Origin of the sequence: Mogibacterium pumilum, assembly GCF_002243385.1 — a bacterium.
Classification (GTDB): domain Bacteria; phylum Bacillota; class Clostridia; order Peptostreptococcales; family Anaerovoracaceae; genus Mogibacterium; species Mogibacterium pumilum.
Genome location: NZ_CP016199.1, coordinates 1,828,898 through 1,847,396 on the forward strand (window position 1 = coordinate 1,828,898; position 18,499 = coordinate 1,847,396).

The 18,499-nt window shown below is 42.8% G+C and carries 22 protein-coding genes and 1 rRNA gene; 2 read left to right on the forward strand and 21 right to left on the reverse strand.

Annotated features, from left to right (window positions below):
* The 4 genes from aroF to AXF17_RS08735 all read right to left on the reverse strand — a co-directional run.
* Positions 1-748 (reverse strand): 3-deoxy-7-phosphoheptulonate synthase (aroF, locus tag AXF17_RS08720; RefSeq protein ID WP_094234678.1); only part of this gene is annotated, 748 nt, incomplete at its 3' end.
* A gap of 81 nt (positions 749-829) precedes the next feature.
* Positions 830-1,186, reverse strand: coding sequence for a DNA-directed RNA polymerase subunit omega (rpoZ, locus tag AXF17_RS08725; protein ID WP_094234679.1), 357 nt, complete (start codon positions 1,184-1,186; stop codon positions 830-832).
* Between the two features lie 13 nt (positions 1,187-1,199).
* The gene (gene gmk, locus AXF17_RS08730) at positions 1,200-1,826 is read right to left on the reverse strand and encodes a guanylate kinase (RefSeq protein ID WP_094234680.1); all 627 of its coding nucleotides are present in this window, start codon (positions 1,824-1,826) and stop codon (positions 1,200-1,202) included.
* A gap of 96 nt (positions 1,827-1,922) precedes the next feature.
* Positions 1,923-2,813: a YicC/YloC family endoribonuclease gene (locus tag AXF17_RS08735; protein WP_094234681.1), complete on the reverse strand. Its 891-nt coding sequence runs from the start codon at positions 2,811-2,813 to the stop codon at positions 1,923-1,925.
* 264 nt (positions 2,814-3,077) lie between these two features.
* On the opposite strand from AXF17_RS08735, the gene AXF17_RS08740 reads away from it, so the two are divergent.
* Positions 3,078-4,781: an Rqc2 family fibronectin-binding protein gene (locus AXF17_RS08740; RefSeq protein WP_094234682.1), complete on the forward strand. Its 1,704-nt coding sequence runs from the start codon at positions 3,078-3,080 to the stop codon at positions 4,779-4,781.
* Between the two features lie 121 nt (positions 4,782-4,902).
* Here AXF17_RS08740 and AXF17_RS08745 read toward each other — a convergent pair whose 3' ends face one another.
* From AXF17_RS08745 to AXF17_RS08820, 16 genes are all read right to left on the reverse strand, one after another.
* Entirely contained in the window at positions 4,903-5,391 is a 489-nt protein-coding gene (locus tag AXF17_RS08745) for a hypothetical protein (protein ID WP_094234683.1), read from the reverse strand.
* 413 nt (positions 5,392-5,804) lie between these two features.
* Complete coding sequence (locus AXF17_RS08750; protein WP_094234684.1) at positions 5,805-6,518, reverse strand: flavin reductase family protein; 714 nt, start codon at positions 6,516-6,518, stop codon at positions 5,805-5,807.
* Positions 6,515-7,642: an RluA family pseudouridine synthase gene (locus tag AXF17_RS08755; RefSeq protein ID WP_237049045.1), complete on the reverse strand. Its 1,128-nt coding sequence runs from the start codon at positions 7,640-7,642 to the stop codon at positions 6,515-6,517. Before AXF17_RS08755 ends, AXF17_RS08750 begins: the two co-directional genes overlap by 4 nt.
* Positions 7,635-8,081: a signal peptidase II gene (lspA, locus tag AXF17_RS08760; protein WP_094234685.1), complete on the reverse strand. Its 447-nt coding sequence runs from the start codon at positions 8,079-8,081 to the stop codon at positions 7,635-7,637. The genes AXF17_RS08755 and lspA overlap by 8 nt, the downstream gene beginning before the upstream one ends.
* Before the next feature lie 14 nt (positions 8,082-8,095).
* Positions 8,096-8,767 (reverse strand): DivIVA domain-containing protein, encoded by a 672-nt coding sequence (locus AXF17_RS08765; protein ID WP_094234686.1) that lies wholly within the window; start codon positions 8,765-8,767, stop codon positions 8,096-8,098.
* Positions 8,768-8,824: 57 nt separating this feature from the next.
* Positions 8,825-9,109: a YggT family protein gene (locus AXF17_RS08770; RefSeq protein ID WP_094234687.1), complete on the reverse strand. Its 285-nt coding sequence runs from the start codon at positions 9,107-9,109 to the stop codon at positions 8,825-8,827.
* Positions 9,110-9,112: 3 nt separating this feature from the next.
* Positions 9,113-9,649: a cell division protein SepF gene (locus AXF17_RS08775; RefSeq protein ID WP_157682612.1), complete on the reverse strand. Its 537-nt coding sequence runs from the start codon at positions 9,647-9,649 to the stop codon at positions 9,113-9,115.
* 114 nt (positions 9,650-9,763) lie between these two features.
* On the reverse strand, positions 9,764-10,462 hold the full coding sequence (locus AXF17_RS08780) for a YggS family pyridoxal phosphate-dependent enzyme (RefSeq protein WP_094234689.1): 699 nt from the start codon (positions 10,460-10,462) through the stop codon (positions 9,764-9,766).
* Positions 10,462-11,481 (reverse strand): HlyD family efflux transporter periplasmic adaptor subunit, encoded by a 1,020-nt coding sequence (locus tag AXF17_RS08785; protein ID WP_094234690.1) that lies wholly within the window; start codon positions 11,479-11,481, stop codon positions 10,462-10,464. The genes AXF17_RS08780 and AXF17_RS08785 overlap by 1 nt, the downstream gene beginning before the upstream one ends.
* Positions 11,482-11,542: 61 nt before the next feature.
* Positions 11,543-12,286: a tRNA (guanosine(37)-N1)-methyltransferase TrmD gene (gene trmD, locus AXF17_RS08790; protein ID WP_094234691.1), complete on the reverse strand. Its 744-nt coding sequence runs from the start codon at positions 12,284-12,286 to the stop codon at positions 11,543-11,545.
* Positions 12,287-12,305: 19 nt separating this feature from the next.
* The gene (rimM, locus tag AXF17_RS08795) at positions 12,306-12,878 is read right to left on the reverse strand and encodes a ribosome maturation factor RimM (RefSeq protein ID WP_094234692.1); all 573 of its coding nucleotides are present in this window, start codon (positions 12,876-12,878) and stop codon (positions 12,306-12,308) included.
* Positions 12,879-12,997: 119 nt separating this feature from the next.
* On the reverse strand, positions 12,998-13,231 hold the full coding sequence (locus AXF17_RS08800; RefSeq protein WP_094234693.1) for a KH domain-containing protein: 234 nt from the start codon (positions 13,229-13,231) through the stop codon (positions 12,998-13,000).
* Positions 13,232-13,244: 13 nt separating this feature from the next.
* Positions 13,245-13,487 (reverse strand): 30S ribosomal protein S16, encoded by a 243-nt coding sequence (gene rpsP, locus AXF17_RS08805; protein WP_094234694.1) that lies wholly within the window; start codon positions 13,485-13,487, stop codon positions 13,245-13,247.
* A gap of 63 nt (positions 13,488-13,550) precedes the next feature.
* A complete protein-coding gene (ffh, locus tag AXF17_RS08810; RefSeq protein WP_094234695.1) occupies positions 13,551-14,894 on the reverse strand; it encodes a signal recognition particle protein in 1,344 nt (447 codons plus the stop codon).
* A gap of 32 nt (positions 14,895-14,926) precedes the next feature.
* Complete coding sequence (locus AXF17_RS08815) at positions 14,927-15,292, reverse strand: sigma factor-like helix-turn-helix DNA-binding protein (protein ID WP_094234696.1); 366 nt, start codon at positions 15,290-15,292, stop codon at positions 14,927-14,929.
* A gap of 94 nt (positions 15,293-15,386) precedes the next feature.
* Positions 15,387-16,883, reverse strand: a complete 1,497-nt coding sequence (locus tag AXF17_RS08820; RefSeq protein ID WP_094234697.1) for an APC family permease — start codon at positions 16,881-16,883, stop codon at positions 15,387-15,389.
* Between the two features lie 275 nt (positions 16,884-17,158).
* On the opposite strand from AXF17_RS08820, the gene AXF17_RS08825 reads away from it, so the two are divergent.
* Positions 17,159-17,821 carry a TrkA C-terminal domain-containing protein gene (locus AXF17_RS08825; protein WP_094234698.1) on the forward strand — a complete coding sequence of 221 codons (663 nt, stop codon included), beginning with the start codon at positions 17,159-17,161 and terminating at the stop codon, positions 17,819-17,821.
* Positions 17,822-18,255: 434 nt separating this feature from the next.
* Here the strand turns inward: AXF17_RS08825 and rrf are convergent.
* Positions 18,256-18,372, reverse strand: a 5S ribosomal RNA gene (gene rrf / locus AXF17_RS08835).
* Positions 18,373-18,499 lie beyond the last annotated feature (127 nt).

Genomic DNA, 18,499 nt, shown 5'->3' on the forward strand with positions numbered 1-18,499 from the left:
CTCCATCCGACAGTGACTCTTTAGGTTTCTGATGAACTTCGATGATAAGTCCATCTGCCCCTGCTGCAGCTGCCGCAAGTGATGCAGGTCTCACTAGTGATGATTTACCTGTTGAGTGACTTGGATCGACGATTACCGGCAGATGTGTCAGTTCGTGAAGCGAAGGAACGGCATTTATATCTAGTGTATTTCTCGTATAGTTCTCGAAACTTCTTACCCCACGCTCACAAAGGATTACCTTTTCATTTCCTTCTGCAAGGATATATTCCGCAGCTAGTAGCAGTTCTTCATATGTAGATGCATAACCACGTTTAAGCAGAACAGCTTTATCTAAACGCCCTACCGCTTTAAGAAGATTGAAGTTCTGCATATTTCGTGAACCTATCTGCAGTATGTCGATATCGCTAAACATATCTATATCTGCAGTATCCACAATCTCACTGACTACAGGCATTCCTGTCACTTCCTTAGCCTTGACGAGGATGTCTATTCCTTCCTTGCCGATTCCCTGAAAATCATACGGTGATGTTCTCGGTTTAAATGCCCCACCTCTAAGAATTTTCGCTCCGGAAGCCTTAATCAAAGATGCAAGTTCAATAAGCGCAGTCTCAGACTCGACTGCGCAAGGTCCCGCGATAAGCGTAAAACCCTCTCCGATTGTGACATCGCCAACTTTTATTAAGGTATTTGCAGGATGATTCTCCTTGCTTGCCAATTTAAATGGAATATTTGTAATGTGATTCTCCATCGTACCGCCTGATGTATTCTCTACATAAAAAATGGAAATCTAAACGACTTCCATTCCAATTACCATATTGCGTCCAAAAGCTTACGCATTCTGCTCTGCAGTTTCTTCTGCAGGCTCTTCTGCTTCAACTTCATCCTGAACTTCTTCAGAAGCTTCTGTCTGAGTAACCTCGGAAGTCACAGCAGCCTCGCAATTTATGTCTAGTTCAAAGTTTTCAAATGTTTCAGCCTCTTCAGCGTGTTCCTCAATTCTCTTGTAAGTGATAAGTCCCTCCGCAATCTCATTAGTTGCTAGGCTTACAGGTCTCTCTGCTTCAACATCTGTAAGAACTGGCTTTCCGTCAATGATATCTCTAGCTCTCTTAGCTGTTAGAACAACCAATGTGTACCTGCTGTCTGCTAGCTTGTTGAGCTCGTTAACTGATGGATATAGCATCATGATGATTTCCCTCCTATATTCCCTTCTCGTATTCTCTAACGATTGGCATTATCTTATCTGGTACGCGCCTTCTCTCAGCCATAATTATGGCCTGAAGGTCGTATACTGCATCGTCAAGCTCGTCATTGACCAAATAGTAGTCGTACTCGCCAATCAGTTTAATCTCATTAAGTGCTTCATTAAATCTCTTATCTATTACGTCTTCAGTCTCCGTGCCTCGGTTTACAATCCTCTGGCGAAGTGTAGCAAGATCCGGTGGTAGGACGAAGACAAGTACAGCTTGCTTCGGCATTTTCTGTTTAACCTGCAAACCGCCCTGAACATCAATCTCAAGAATGATATCTCTACCCTTCTCAAGCTGTTTGATGATCATGTCCTTAGGTGTGCCGTAAATATTATCGAATACCCTCGCATACTCGAGCATTCCGTCGTTTTTAATTTTCTCTTCGAACTCTTCTACCGTTACGAAGTAATAATCTTTGCCATCAACTTCACCTGGTCTTGGTGACCTAGTTGTCATAGAAGTTGAAAGCGAGATATCTACAGCTTTAAGCAATTTCTTACAAATTGTACCCTTGCCTGCACCTGACGGTCCCGAAATAACAAAGAGTCTGCCGTCGTTGTGACTCGACTTTCCCATCACTGTCTCCTGTACTGAATATTTGGCTAACATTATACCACAAAAACGTTCTTCTCTCTAGCTTCTACTGTAGTTTCTTTGGAGAAGCTGCTTATCTTATTCGATATTCTGAACCTGCTCACGAATCTTCTCAATCTCTGCCTTGAGCTCGAGCATCCACGAGGTGATGTCCATGTCATTTGACTTGGACCCAATTGTATTAGCCTCTCTGTTCATCTCCTGAACGAGGAAGTCAATCTTCTTGCCCACGGTTTCTTCATCACTATTTATAAATGACCTGAGCTGATCTATGTGACTACCAAGTCTCACGATTTCTTCTGTTATATTAGCCTTATCTGCGAAAATAGCCGCCTCGAGAGCCAGTCTCTCCTCAGGAATTTCCACGCTTCCATCTAGAAGCTCGGTGATTCTCGCCTGCAGCCTCTCCTTGTATTCCCTTTCAATCTTAGGAGCTCGCTCGGTTATAAGCTTCCTAGTATTTTCAATGATATCGGCTCTCTTGAGTATATCTAGTGCCAGCTTCTCACCTTCAACTGCTCTCATTGCACTAATGCATTCAAGTGCTTCCTTGAGTGCCGCCATCAGTTCCCTCATGAATTCCTCTTCATCCTCCGTAGCTGGCACGGTCGTCAGCACATCATTCATTCCTGCAAGGAGACTGAGCGGCACTTGTCCATCTCCAACCAGCTTGAAATTCTGCCTTAGCTCAGTAAACGCATCGTAGTAACGCTTTGCCGCTTCTAGGTTAAGGTTTACATCTGTTTCACTCTTGCCGAAATTATCTACGGACACACCGATTTCAACTTTACCACGCTTCAGCACCTCCTTTGCAACGGCTTTGATTTTCTCCTCTGCAAACGAGTACTTTCTAGGCATCTTGACGGTTATATCGCAGTATCTGTGATTAACAGCTTTTACTTCTACAGTTATGCTTCGCTGCTCATCGCTATATATACCTCTGCCGTACCCTGTCATGCTCTTGACCACGTGTCCACCTCCTTGTGTTTAACCAATTTATTATATCCTTTGTGCACTTTAAAGTAAATAAGCGTACCCTTAACGACTGATTGTTGTGCGCGTGAATCTCATGAAATAAAAGTCTTGCTGTCCGACTTTAATCTACAACCAGGGAACTCCTCTCCTGTCTCTACAAAGTCTACATCGCTTGAAAAATACACGTCTACATGATATGCTATTTAGCGTCGTGTCGGTATTAGAGTATATAATCCTGGCACTAGAAAGGAATACGAATTGGCATTTGACGGCATCATTACATCTGCGATAGCAACAGAGCTATCGAACACCATTACACTCGGCAAGATTGAGAAAATCTACCAGCCGACGGGCGAAAATTTATTAATACAGATTCATACGAGAAAAGGCAACGTGAAGCTGCTCGCATCGTGCGGAAGCCAGTCTGCGCGCATCTGCCTCACGGAGGATAAGTATAACAACCCAATGCAGCCTCCTAACTTTTGCATGCTTCTCAGAAAGCATATTCAGGGTGGCCGTATAACAGAAGTCAGACAGCAGGGATCTGAACGTATTATAGAGCTAGATATCGAGGCTCAGACGGAACTCGGTTTTACCACATCCAAGAGACTCATCGTTGAGATTATGGGCAAGCACAGCAACATAATTCTCATCGATATTGAGTCTGGCAAAATCATTGATGCTATAAAGAGAATTTCCATAGATGTAAACAGATACAGGCAACTACTTCCAGGCGTTATATACGTGTATCCACCTGAACAGAACAAGACGCCTTTTAAATTAGCATCGTCAGAAGACTTTACTAACAGCGAAGGTGTGACTCTTAGTGAAAAGCTAATTATGAACCGCATCTCAGGAATTTCTCCCGCTATCGCTAGAGAACTTCTTTCTGCTGACGAACCTGCAGCTCGCCTCAAGGAGATTGCTGAATCCGCAGAAACTGGATCATTTACACCGCTTGTCTATTTTGATGAAAACGATACTCCCCGCGAATTTCATATTGCAGAGCTTTCGGAGTGCTGCGAGCTAAAGCGAGAGGAATTTGACAGTCTCAGTAGATGCATTGAGTTCTATTACCAACACCGTGAGAGCACTAATATAATCAAACAGAAATCAGTACCTTTACATAAGATTGTGAAATCAGCGCTAGATAAGGCATTACTCAAGAAAAAGAGATTATCTGAAGACCTGCTGCGGGCAGAGAATTCGGATAAGTATCGTCTGTACGGTGAGCTTTTGACAGCTAACATCCATCTAATTCAGTCTGGAGCTCGCTCTGTAGAAGTATTAAATTACTATGATGGTACAAGCGTAACTATCCCGCTTTCGGGGAAACTTTCGGGAGCTAAAAATGCACAGCAATACTTCAAGAAGTATTCGAAGGCTAGAACAGCAGTCAAGGAGAAGGCCGTTCAGCTTGAAGAGGTTGAGGCTGATATCACATACCTTGATAGCGTAATGCAGAGCCTTGAGGCTGCAAGCACTGAGGTAGAGCTGGATCAGATAAAAGAAGAACTGGTAGAGACTGGATACATTAGATACCGCAGCAAGCCGGGTCAGAAACGCAAGAAGCAAAAACAGGCACCACTCGAGTATAGGCTGTCTGATGGACACTATGTATTTGTTGGTAGAAACAACAAGGAAAATGACCAGCTTACCACCAAGACTGCCAGTCGTTCAGATATATGGTTTCATACCAAAGATATACCAGGCTCACACGTTATACTTGTAACCGAGACAGGTGAAGCTCTTAAAGATATTTCAGCAGATACCATATACGAAGCTGCTTCCATTGCTGCTTACCACAGCAAGGGCAAAGATAGCGATAACGTTCCAGTTGACTACACGCTCGTCAAGTATGTCAAAAAGCCGAGCGGTGCAAAGCCAGGAATGGTGATTTTCACGCACAATTCTACAGTTTATGTCACTCCAAAGCTGCCTGGTGGCGATGACAATAACTAAATTCATATATCCAAATTTGTTAGTTATGTAAAAATGTAAATCCGCATTATCGCCCTAGTCGCGATTGTATAAGTAATAAGGAGCTGCGCACTTCTCTCATAGCGCTAGCTCCTCTTGTTTATTATTTTTCTTTGTAGCAAATAACATATGCCTTTATAAAGTCGCTTCCTTCAACAATGCTTAAAGGAATACTTGTAACAGCCTCATCTGTATCGCCGTTATAGTACTGTTCCCTCTCTTCAGGAGAATACATATACATAGCTGCTGAATATGTACAACCTCCCTCTAAATCAAGTTCAAACTCAACATTATCTGACTTAAGGTTTATAGTTTTGTTTAATCTATTGTCTGTAGTCTGATATATACCGGCGATTGTGTACCTTCCTGGCTCAAGTGCAACTACTTTTTCAAGATACTCTCCTGTTATAGGATTATAAGCAGAAATGTCCTGTCCATTGATCTTAATTTTCTTACAGTACAGATGAACTATAGCCTTGTTGCTGTTTTCGCTTACAAAACTTGCATTACTCTTCTTTTTCTTGCTATAAAAAGCTATAAATACAGCAAACAGTACTACCCATAGACCTATAAAGACTCCTAAAATTAACATTTTTACCTCCTACAATTACTCATAATATATTACTTTTATATATTATCAAAAAATTTCGTCTTGGAAAAGAGCACAGAACGAGCGTCACAACAGGTGCTCCGCAAATATGTTCCCAAAGGTGTATCCATTGAGAATTATACCGATGAACAGATTCTGTGATTAGCTGATGAAATAAACGACATGCCACGACGGCAACTCGGTTATTCAACGCCGGCGGAACTTTTCGAAGAGTTCTTGGATCGGGGGTATTCAGTTAACAAAGATCAAGTAGCTTAATTTATTACCTCAAGTGTTCAACTTGAAATTGCAATTTTAGTATCAAAAAAATACGATATTGAAATCTTTTTATTTATTTTTGTGACATGTCTCTACGTTGTTATTGGTTTTAACTCTTAGTTTATATTAGACTGAGGTTATGAGTTAAGCGCTTTCTTGGATTTATGTTTAGACTTGGAGTTAGAACCCCCTTTCTGCTCACTTTGCCTTTTCACAGAATTTCGTCTCATCGCTTGCCTTCTGGCTCTTCGCTCTTCCTTCTCCTTGCGACACTTCGTCTTCTCCTTCATGACTGAGAAACCGAATCTGCCCATATCCTCATCATCAAGTCCATAGTATCCGCCATGATTGTAAGCGAGGAGATTCATGCGACCAAAATCATAGCTACCGTTCTCATTCACAAACTCAGCACTGATATGCGCATCCACGACTTCTGCAATAAACATGTCGTGAGTTGGATACTCGTGCACCTCCATAACCTTGCACTCTAGGTTAATCGGGGATTCGGCAATCATCGGAGTGTCATTGGTCTCACCTGGAATTAATGTAAGTCCTAGCTCCTTTACCTTGTCGAAATTTTTTCCGGATCTCACTCCCGCAAAGTCAGTCGCTCTTGCAAGCTTCTCTGTAGTAAGGTTGATTACAAACTCTCCAGCCTCTGAAATCAGCGCATGACTGTACCTTGATTTTTTGACAGAAATATATAAAATTGCAGGGTCAGTATTAATGATTCCCGTCCATGCAATCGTAATGATGTTGTTCTTCTCTATAGTACCAGCAGTCACCATAACAGCTGGCAGTGGATACAGCAGTGTTCCTGGCTTTATCTTGATTTTCTCGTTATTACTCATTTGCTCTCCATATCTTCTATCTTGTCTAACACTTCTTGGAAATACTTAGGTATCTCGCTAGAAAATTCCATATACTCTCCAGTCCTAGGATGTTCAAACCCAAGCAGTCTGGCGTGAAGGAGCTGTCCAGTCAGCCCAAAAGGTTGCTTCTTAGGGCCGTAGAGCAAATCCCCAACCAGCGGATGCTTTATATAAGCCATGTGAACTCTAATCTGGTGTGTTCGACCAGTTTCAAGGTGAGCCGATATCAGTGTGTATTTTCCATATCTCTTGAGCACTCTGATATGTGTAACTGCATCTCTTGAGCCTATTCCGTTTACAGCCTTTCTGAGCCTATTGATATCATCACGGCCGATTGGTGCATCTATGGTCAGCTTATCCTTCTTGATATTATCAAAGACAAGCGCTACATATTCCCTAGTAACTGAATGTACCTTGAGCTGTGCGGCGAGCGACTCGTGTGCACTGTCATTCTTGGCTATCATGAGAAGGCCGCTCGTATCTTTATCGATTCTGTGGACGATTCCTGGTCTGATTGCTCCATTTATTGACGAGAGCGAATCGGCACAATGATACATTATGGCATTGACGAGCGTGCCACCAGGGTTTCCGATAGCAGGATGTACAACCATGCCGCGTGGCTTTTCGACTACTATCACATCTTCATCTTCATAGACTATATCGATAGTGATATCCTCAGGGGCAGCGTCTATAGGCTTCGCCTCCGGTATGGATATCGTGATGGTTTCGCCTGCCTTGACTTTGTATTTCTTGGCTACCTTCTTGCCGGAGACGCTGACCAGACCGTCCTTGATGAGGCTTTGAGCGTAGCTCCTAGAGAGGTCGGTCACTTCGCCGATATAAGCGTCAAGTCTCTTACTTTCGTCGGATTCTGAAGGGGTAAGAGTCTTGACTTCTGCAGTTCGAACTTGCGAAATGTCACCAGCTTGCGCTCCGAACTCTTCACCTACTCCGTCCTCGCTTTTAATATCGCCATCTTCGGCGAAATCCATATCAGCTTGATCAGGAGCTTCGGCTATGACTCCGTCATATATGAGGTTTTCTAGCTTCTCTTCCACAGCATTGAATCTATTCGCTTGCGTATTCTGTTTTGGCTTAAGCATCTTTTCTGTCTCCAATTATTACCCACAATATCAGAATTGCACATCCGACCGTAACGCAGATATCAGCAACGTTAAACACAGGGAAGTTTCCCACCGAAATCATATCCGTCACAAACCCCAAGACGGTTCTATCGATGAGGTTTCCAATTCCTCCAGACATTATCAGAAGCACGCCAAACTCTGCGAGCTTCTCTTTATTTTTCCTGAGGTGCAATAGAAATAGCACCCCAGCAATCATTGTTATGATGGGCAAAATTACTGTGACTAGCTGCGAGTTCTGGAATAAGCTAAAAGCAGCTCCCCGATTCTGGACGTATGTAAAATCTAATACGCCACGAAAAACGGGGAGCGTTTCTCCAATCTCCATGCGGCTTCTCACAGCGAATTTAGTAATCTGATCTATAACCAGCAGCCCACTCGCTATAATTACCAGCATCATGAATCTTCTCTATTCTACTTTAGGATAATAGTATCGTCGATTGAACCCTGCTCCTTAGCAAGGTTCTTGAGGCTCTCACTGAGATCTGAAACTGTAGCCTTTTCAACGTTCTCTTCAGCCTTCTCCTCTTTCTTCTTGATAACGAGAGTATCTTGAGTAACTGCAGCCACGTCTCCACCAAATGGAGTCTTGAGCTCCTTGTCGATATCAGGAATATCACTTCTATCAAGGTCAGGGAGAAGACCATAATCGTCGTTGTCTAGCTTCTCCATCTCTAGTTTAAGCATAGCTTTGTAGTTACCTCTAAGTCTCTCAACCTTCTGTTTAAGCACGAGGTGCTCATCGTTGAGCTTCTTAACTGTAGTCTTTGCTTCTAGAAGCATGCTCTCAGCCTCTAGCTCAGCATCTCTCATCATGAGCTCAGCTCTTCTCTCAGCACTTGCAGAGATATCAGCCATAAGTCTCTTAGCTGTCTCGAGAGTATCGAGCATAGCTGTATCAGACTTTTGTGACTCCTCAAGCTGCTTCTCGAGGAACTTAATCTTATGAGCCATGTTTCTGTTGTCGTTAAGAACTTTCTCGTAGTCAACGATAATAAGATCTAGAAACTCATCAACCTCTCTGGAGTTATATCCTTTTTTATCACGAGTAAACTCTTTCTTGTCGATATCTATTGGCATTATCATAGTATCGGTACCTTCCCTTCTATTTCTCTCTTAATCAAGTATGATTGTGGCTCTCGCCTAAAAAACATTCGTTATTAGTCTAATGACTAGCACCTGGAATACGCGGATTAGTAGGAACGCAATCACCGGCGCCCAGTCAAGCCCAATCTGTCCGTGACCATTTTTGTAGATGATCTTTCGAATCGGATCGACAAGTGGGCTTGTAAGCTGAGTTCCCATCTGATATAAGCCCCTCATGAACTCACTAGTTCCTGCAAACCAGCTGAACACTGCAGTTATAACAAGCATCATCTGTAGTATTGAGCAAAACCACGTAACGGCTCTTATCAGAACTATATCCATCAATTACCTCCAAGGACTGCTCTTCTCACCTAGCTGTCCACCTTCAGCACTTTCACGATTAACTTTGGCAGCTATATCTACATTAGCAGGCGCAAAGATGAATATATTAGATGTTACTCTCTGAACATTTCCATTAAGTGCATACGTTGCTCCGCTCAGGAAATCGAACATCTTGCGAGCTAGCTCGGTCTCTACATGTTCAAGGTTAATAATCACAGGCTTTCTCGACTTAAGATTATCTACAAGCTTAGTGCATTCGTCGAAATTCTTAGGCTCGATTACAAGCATCTTGAAAGGGCCTGAACCATTCATAGAATAAGCCTTATTCTGAGGACCCTTTGAGATTAGTGGCTCAATCTTGTCATATGCCGCATCTGATTTGTGAATACCTGTCTCTGGACGAGACTGGCTCATAGGAGCGGCTGGCGTTTCCTCGCCTCTCATCTTGTCCATTTCTTCAGCGATTTCTTCTTCCGAAACTTCGATTTCGTCTTCTGTCTCCATTCCGATTGCCGCTTTAAGAGCATCCTTAAAACCCATGACTCTTTCCTCCATTTACGTCAATTTAATATCTATACTATTATATGTTTTATTTTCATCGTTCAATGAAAATTGCGTGAGATTTTCTCACCTATACCATTTTATTTTACCACATTAACGGTAATTTCGCTGTCCAAAAATTAAACTCCCTACTCTAACAATTGTAGAACCCTCTTCAATCGCAATTTCGAAGTCTGCTGACATACCCATTGACAGCGTATCGATGTGGGCACGATCCTTCGGAAGATCCAATTCCTTGAGATTATCGAAAATAGATTTCGTCTCTTTGAAGTATACACGGGAATCTTCAGGCTCATCCACTCTAGGCGGTATGCACATAATGCCTCGAACTCGTACTGAATCGCATTCGCTCGTAATAAACTCTATAAGCTCCTTCACCTCTCCTTTAGAAATTCCCGTCTTGGAGTCCTCTTCAGCAAGATTAATCTCAATGAGAATATCCATCACGATGTCTTTAGCCGCTGCTCTCTTATTAATTTCCCTAGCAAGCTTCAGCGAATCAACAGAATGAATCATCGTTACTTTATCGATAATCTGCCTAACCTTGTTAGTCTGCAGATGACCGATTAGATGCCATCTCTCCGGATGAACTTCATCATACTTGCTCAGCAGTTCTTGCACCTTGTTCTCACCAAAGTCAGTAGCGCCTGCATCGAGCGCTTCCTGAAGTTCATCTGATTCATGCTTCTTAGTTACAGCCAGAAGAGTTACGTCCTCTGGGTCGCGACCAGATCGCTTTGCAGCCTCACCTTTGCGCCTCAATATCTCTAAATAATTATCCTTAATACTCATTATTTACTAACGTCCTTTGCATTATTGATATCGCGCTTGCTTGGCGATTTCACAACTTCATCGTACGTGCTAATCGTCTTGACGTAATTCCCCTTGCTATCCATGTAGATATTCTCGTAGACAGCAGCCTTTTCACCATTATTCGCTTTGATGCTAATCGCTTTGAATCTTAATCTACCAATTTTATCTTTAGTTATGACACCCTGCTTGCCATTCTTCTTGACTATGCTCTTTGTCAAAATCACCACACCGTCTGAACTAGCTACAGTAACATCCGCTTTTTCGAGTCTATCAGTAGTAAAGCCATCGAAGTACTGTCTGCAGCGTATGATTACGCGCATATCCTTACCTTTACCCTTGTTCAGTCCTACGACAATGGCATTCATATTCTTATCCCCGACAGAAATCTTAACATTTTGCCCTTTGGTGTAATGTTTGGCCGTTTCTGAATCCGCATAGAATACATACCACCAACTTCCGTTCTCAATTACTTTAAAAAGCGGTTCGCCCTTAGCGACTTTTCCGTCCGCCAGTTCACGAAACTTCGGCTTTGCTAGTTTCTCAAACTCAGCCTCTGACATGTTAAATATATTATCTGAATTCAGATATTCAAGACCATCTAATTTATATGTTATATAGCCAGGCTGATTGGTATTTCCGTTATCTGTGCTGATAACCGCATCATTCTTTTTCATCTTCTTGAGAAGAGAGTCATACTTAGTACTAGCACTGCTTGCTCCTTCGCCAGATATCTTGACTACCTTGGATGTGCCTTTGACTAACTCTCCTTCGGTGACAGAGCGCTTTACGGTTCCTGATTTGCCTGCAGTGTAAACGGTTTCATTTCTCACTATGTAGCCTTTGGTCTCGTCCTTAACTTCAACGTTTCCATACTTAGCCACATACGATCTATCAAAAAGACCCGCAACTGAAGGCAGTACATATACGATTACCAAAACGGTAATCAACACAATTCCATATATTGCTCCCCAGAACATAGTCTTTTTCTTCTTCATCATTCACACCTCTACAGGATGATTTTACACGAAACAGCGTGTTATAACAATGCTTTGTCGGTAGCTAATCCCTAATCACAGACTCTATTAAGAGTCGTTCTTTCTTAGGGTAAGCCTTTTCATCAGCTCTGAATTTCTTGACAAAGTTCTGCCACATATCTGGTCTTCTTTCTTTCGTCAGTATCATGGATTGTTCAAATCTCCAGAGCTCGATTTTCTTGTGGTCGCCGCTGAGAAGCACCTCTGGAACTTTTCCCTCTTCCATGGTTCTAGGCCTTGTGTACTGAGGGTATTCTAGAAGCCCCGAATATACAGATTCCTCTAGCACTGACTCATCTGATGCCAGCACTCCAGGAACGAATCTCGCAACCGTATCGACCAGCACCATCGCGGGCAGCTCTCCGCCCGTCAGCACATAGTCACCAATCGAAATCTCCTCGGCGGAGAGCTCGGTGAGGGCGCGCTCATCTACCCCCTCATAGTGCCCACATAGAATCGTGAGCTCGCCCTCGCCTGCAAGCTCTTCGGCAACCTCTTGAGAGAGCTTGCGCCCGCGAGGCGACATGTAGATAGATTTGCCTGCGAACCCATTCTGCCTATAGCAAGAAACGATAGGCTGAACCTGCATAAGCATACCCGCGCCTCCTCCAAAAGGCATGTCGTCGACACGGCAATGCTTATCCTCAGTATAATCCCTTATATTAACAATATTAAGCTCAATAATTCCATTATCAACTGCCCTTCCGATTATGCTAGACCTTATCGGTTCAAACATCTCAGGAAACAGGGTCATAATATTTATCTTCATATAATAAATTCTCTACCTATTAATCAATCAGCCCAGGAATTAGGGCAATATCAATGGTGCCATCCTCAAGCGAAACCTCTTTTACAAAAGCATCAACATATGGAATCAACACTTTTCTGCTGTCTTGTGATAAGACTACCTCAAGTAAGCTCTGCGTCGGATTGTCAATCAAGTCATTTACGTCTCCGATAATCTCTCCGCTCTCAGAGTTGCGAGCGCGAAGTCCAATTAAATCACGATAGTAATAATGACCTGGTTCAAGCTCTGCTAGCTCACTTTCAGGTATGTAAAGTTCTGCACCTGTTAGTTTCTCAGCTACAGTTCTATCTGCAACATTATAGAATTTCACCACAGGCCTTCCCTTCTGATAACGTATGCTCTTGACTTCGAGTTCGAGCGATCCATCAACCCCATAAACTGAATTATCTGCTCCGAGCTCTGCGTATTTCTTACCATCTACAAGCAGCACCGCTCCTTCATAGAGATTCTCGGATTCTTCCGCATATAGGAGCACCTTGGTTTCCCCCTTTAGACCAACTGCCGCTCCAACTTTCCCTACATTAACCATTGTCTTGTCTTTTGCTAGAGACATAATCTCCTCCTTGGATGCACTCACACCCTTTGTACACACTAAAAATACACTTTACTCATTATAGAAATAAGCATGCGTTATCCACGCATGCCTTGATAATGATAATTGTCCGAGTCGCGCTATTCTTCAACGATATCAACAGTGACTCTCTTGTTCTGCTTGATTGCAGCCGCCTTCACAACAGTTCTAATTGCTTTGGCAATGCGTCCCTGTTTGCCAATGATCTTACCCATGTCTTCTTTTGCAACACTGAGTTTAATCACTATCTCATTGCCGTGTACTTCTTCAGTTACGACAACATCGGCAGGCCTTGATACTAGCGCTTTGGCAATTAATTCAATTAAGCCGGCCATTATCTCTTCCTTCCTACTTCAAGCAACCCGACTTCTTGAGCAACGCTCTTACAGTGTCGGTAGGCTGTGCTCCGTTAGCAAGCCACTTCTGTGCAGCCTCGTTATCGATATTGATCTCTGCTGGATCCTTTAGAGGATTGTATGTACCAATCTCCTCGATAAATCTTCCGTTTCTTGGAGTTCTTGAATCTGCAACAACTACTCTGTAGAAAGGCTTCTTGTGAGCTCCCATTCTCTTTAATCTGATCTTAACCATTTGTTCCTCCTGATTATCTTAAAAAATATAAAATTTATGCTTAACAAATAAATTTGTCATAAGCTAACCCATTAGTCCTCTAAAAAGCTTGTTCTTCTTGAGTGCCGCCGGATTATTAAACTTCTTCATCATCGCCTTCATCTCATCAAACTGCTTGATAAGTTGGTTGATGCTCTGCACCGTCTGACCGCTTCCAGCCGCGATACGCTTTCTTCTGCTAGCATTTAGAATGTTTGGATTCTCACGCTCTGCATTAGTCATCGATTGGATAATCGCCTTCATTCTATCGAGGTCTTTTTTACCCTTCTCGAAATCAATCTGCTTCTTGTCTGCTGCCGATATTCCGGGAATCATATCGATAAGCCTCGCAATTCCGCCCATCTTGTTAATCTGTCCCATTTGCTCGAGGAAGTCATTGAGGTCGAACTGATTCTTCCTGAACTTCGCTTCCATTCTTGCAGCTTCTTCTTCGGTGTAGGCATTTTCAGCCTGCTCGATGAGGCTCATGACATCGCCCATTCCGAGGATTCTAGAAGCTATACGGTCTGGGTGGAATGGCTCGAGAGCATTATACTTCTCACCGGTACCCATGAACTTAATTGGCTTACCAGTAACCATTTTGGTTGAGAGTGCCGCACCTCCGCGGGAATCTCCATCCATTTTAGTCATGATTATACCATCAATGCCGAGCTTCTCGTTGAAGCCCTCCGCGATGTTAACTGCATCCTGACCTGTAAGTGCGTCAACTGCTAGTAGAATCTCGTGAGGTCTCACACCCTTCTTCAGTTGAACTAGCTCTTCCATCAGTGCTTCATCTATCTGTAAGCGTCCTGCTGTATCGACAATCAGAACGTTGCAGCCTTTGCGCTGTGCTTCTTCTAGAGCAGCCTTGGCTATAACTAGCGGCTCATTCGACTCTCTCATGGTAAATACCGGAGTATTTACAGCCTTGCCAACTACCTCCAGCTGATCTATAGCCGCTGGCCTATATACGTCGCATGCGCACAGCATCGGCTTCTTGCCATTCTGCTTGAGCCACGCAGCCAGCTTTCCACAGGTTGTTGTCTTACCGGTACCCTGGAGACCAACCATCATATAAACCGTAAATCCACTTGGTGAATATGTGAGTTTGCTGTTCGCTCCACCCATCATATCCACGAGCTCTTCCTTCACGATCTTGAGCACTTGCTGTCCCGGAGTCAGACTCTTGAGCACATCTGCACCCATTGCCTTCTCCTTGATAGTAGCAACAAATTGCTTTACGACCTTGAAGTTAACATCTGCCTCGAGTAGCGCCAGTTTTACTTCGCGCATTGCAGCATCGATGTCCTTCTCGCTTACGACGCCTTTGCCTCGCAGATTTCGAAACGTTTCTTGTAATTTTTCCGATAAACCTTCGAATGCCATATCTTTTCTTATCTCTCCATATATGAAGACTCTTATAGATCGAGAGCCTTATGCATAAATTTATTCATCTTTGAAAGTGCTTCGCGAAGCTCTTCCACATCATCCACTGAACTCATACTTTCCAGCAGGTTATCAGCTTCAGAAATCAGCACATTGTTAGACTTCCACTCCGCAACCAGCCCGAGCGCAGCTTCGTACTTCTCAAGACTTCCTTCTGCTTTCTTGAGCACGTAGTGAACCCCTTGCCTACTGAGCCCGAGTTCTTCTGCAATCTCCGTTAGTGACAGGTTGTCCTCGTGATATAGGTCCATGATCTCGCGCTTATTATCATCTAGTAGACTGCCATAGAAGTCATACATCAAGCTCGTATATTCAACATTGTTTATATTTTCTTTCATACCGTAAAACTATAACACAAGGAGAAACTGCTGTCAAGCATTTCTCTTGACAGCAGTTTTTTTCTTTTGATTTATCCGATTTCTCAACTTCTATTTACGAAACTCTTACATCATTTGTCGAACGCACTTCTCTATGAGTTCTCAGCTCTTCGAGATCTTCTACAGAATACTCCACCGCGATATCTAGATGTTTGCCAAACTGTTCTCCGTACTTCTTCTTGTTTAGTGCAAAGAATATTGCTCCCATCAGAGCCCATCCACCGGCCATCAGCCACTCCTGTATCGCAAGTGTGCTTCCCGAGCCCGGAATCAGATACATAGATACCATTCCTCCAGATAGGACAGTCGCCATTATACCTACAAACTTATAATGCTTTACGCGATAAGGTCTTGGCATATCAGGCGCCTTACGTCTTAATATCAGGAACGAAATTGATACCATGCAGTAAGCTAGACAGCAGCCGAGATTTCCTGCATCACATATCCATACAAGCATCTGTCTACCCGCAAGAGGGGCGAGCATCGAGATAACTCCGATTAACAACAGTGCATTTACAGGGGTCTTATACTTATGATGCAACTTGGCAAATGCCTTTGGTATCATGTTCGAATCAGCCATCGAGTACATCGCACGGCTTCCACCAATCATAAACGAGTTCCAGCTAGTAACGATTCCGCACAGTCCACCGATAATAACTACGTCCGCCATCTTCTTCGTTCCATAAGCTTTTGCCATAGCATCAGCCGTTACTAGTCCAGCGCCACTCATCGATGCATCAATCTCCGAGGAATTCATCAGATAGCCAACTGCGAGTATTACGAGTGAGTAGAATGCAACCGCCATAACAATTGACATGATGAGAATCTTACCAATCTTCTTGAGCGATCCCTGTATCTCCTCAGCAGCCTGAGGGATTACGTCAAAACCGATGAAGAAGAACGGTGTCATTACCGCTACATGCATTACATGACTTAAAGTCGACTGGTTTCCCTTTCCTGCAAAAAGCTGTGGCATAAGGTTGCCTATATCTCCCCTAACCGCTGATGTCCCAACTAGCAGTACGCCTACGCCAAAGATTATAGCCGTAAGTATCGTCTGAACTATAGCAGCTGTTTTAGCTCCCATGATATTGACGAATGTCATCAGAGCAGCTGTGGCAGAAGCCAGAGCAAGCCACGATGCATATATGTCGAATCCTGCAACTGTATACAAATATCCTTTCAGGAATCCTGGAAAAATGTACGAGACAATTGTAGGAAATGCACACGCCTCAAAGCATACAACCCCAACGTATCCAAGGATAATACCCCATGTACAGATGAATGATCCGGTTGCTCCCATCGCCTTGTAACTGAACACATGCTCTCCGCCGCACTGCGGCATAGCTGCAGTCAGCTCTGCATAAGTAAGTCCTACAAAGAAAATCATTATGCCTCCAAGTGCAAATCCAATTGCCGCTCCGAGCACACCGCCTCTATTTATCCAATCACCAGTTGAGATTACCCATCCCCAACCAATCATCGCACCAAAAGCTATTACTAATATATCTTTCGATGATAGTACTTTATCGAATTCAGATTGTTTCGTCATTTAAGACACGCCCTTTCAAATATTTATAATCGATGTTGTGTTTCTTGTATATGTTCTAATATATAATTAAATTCATAAACATATTAATTAATGTAGTAGTATGAAGTTTCCAGTCATAATTTAGAATTTTTTAAGTAACAATACCTACTGACAATACTATTGTAACTTAGTGTAGTCACTTTGTCAAAAGTTGTTTTGTGAAGATTCTATGATAATGATATTTCACTTCTAAAGTGATATAATCGAATTGATAAAATTTCTAGGAGGGCTACTCTATGTCATCAATTGAAGATACAAGAGTTTACGAATCGAGATACCAGCAGATTGCCGTTGAAATGGCTGAAAAAATCGCGGAAGGTTGGTATGAAGTAGGTGACCGTATCACCTCGCGCTCGACTATCGCAACTACATTTCACGTATCTCCTGAGACTGCAAGAAAAGCTATGCAGGTTCTCGTTGATATGGGAATCGTTACAGTAAGGCACGGAAGTGGTACTTACGTTGCTTCTCGTGAGAAAGCCCAACTTTATTTCGAGAAATTTCACGATACCGTCTCTATCGCACAGACAAGAGAGCAAATTGTTGAAGCCATTGCTACTCAGCGCCGAGACCTCGAGAACTTAGCTAAGCTCCTGGACGACCTAATTGCTCGTAACAATAGGGATCACAACACATCTTATCTGACTCCGCACGATATGAAAATAGATGCTAACTGCAACTTTATTGGACAGTCAATTGGAGAACTTGATATATGGCAACAGACTGGAGCAACAATCGTAGCGGTAAAACGAGGCGACGAGACATTTATCTCCCCTGGACCTTATGAGAGAGTGCAAGCAGGCGACATAATATTGTTCGTCGGTAGCGACTTATCGAGGCAGAAAATGCTTAACCTCTTCAACTCACCGACGCCAGACCCAGCTTCGCTAAATGATTAATCGGATAACTTTGAATAAATTATTAAATAAAATTGAGTTAAGCGTCTGTAATGTAAACTAAATTGACTCATATACCACAACAAAGTTAACAGAAAAAATCTACGTGAATACTCACCAAATCCATGTAGTATCTGAACAATACCTTTAGGTTCAAAAGCAGGAACATATATCCATGTCTAAACATCATCTCTCTTATTGTAGGAATGAAAACTAAACTCATGCAACATAATAGTTTGCCTTTCAGAAACAACTAACAATAATAGTTAAGTTCAGAGTAGCATAAGCAATGATATAGTCGAGCATAGTAATGACTATCAGGAATGTTTTGTATAACCACAATGCAAATAAAAGTAGACTGCAGTGGTAAATAACCAATTTAATTGAATAGAAACATAAAAAATCTGCCTAAAAAGGCAGACTAGTTTAAATAAAAAAACCGGCGACGTCCTAATTTCCCAGGCAGCTTCCCACCAAGTATCTTCAGCGCTAAAGAGCTTAACTTCTGTGTTCGGGATGGGAACAGGTGTAACCTCTCTGCTATTGTCACCGGATTTTGTAAATCGCTCTCGCAATCTACTCATATGTTGTAGTAAGATGTGTCTCCATCATCTTCCACGCTTTTGAGAGTTGTACCCTCAAAATTGAATAACCACCTTGTGCTTTAAACCATTTGGTCAA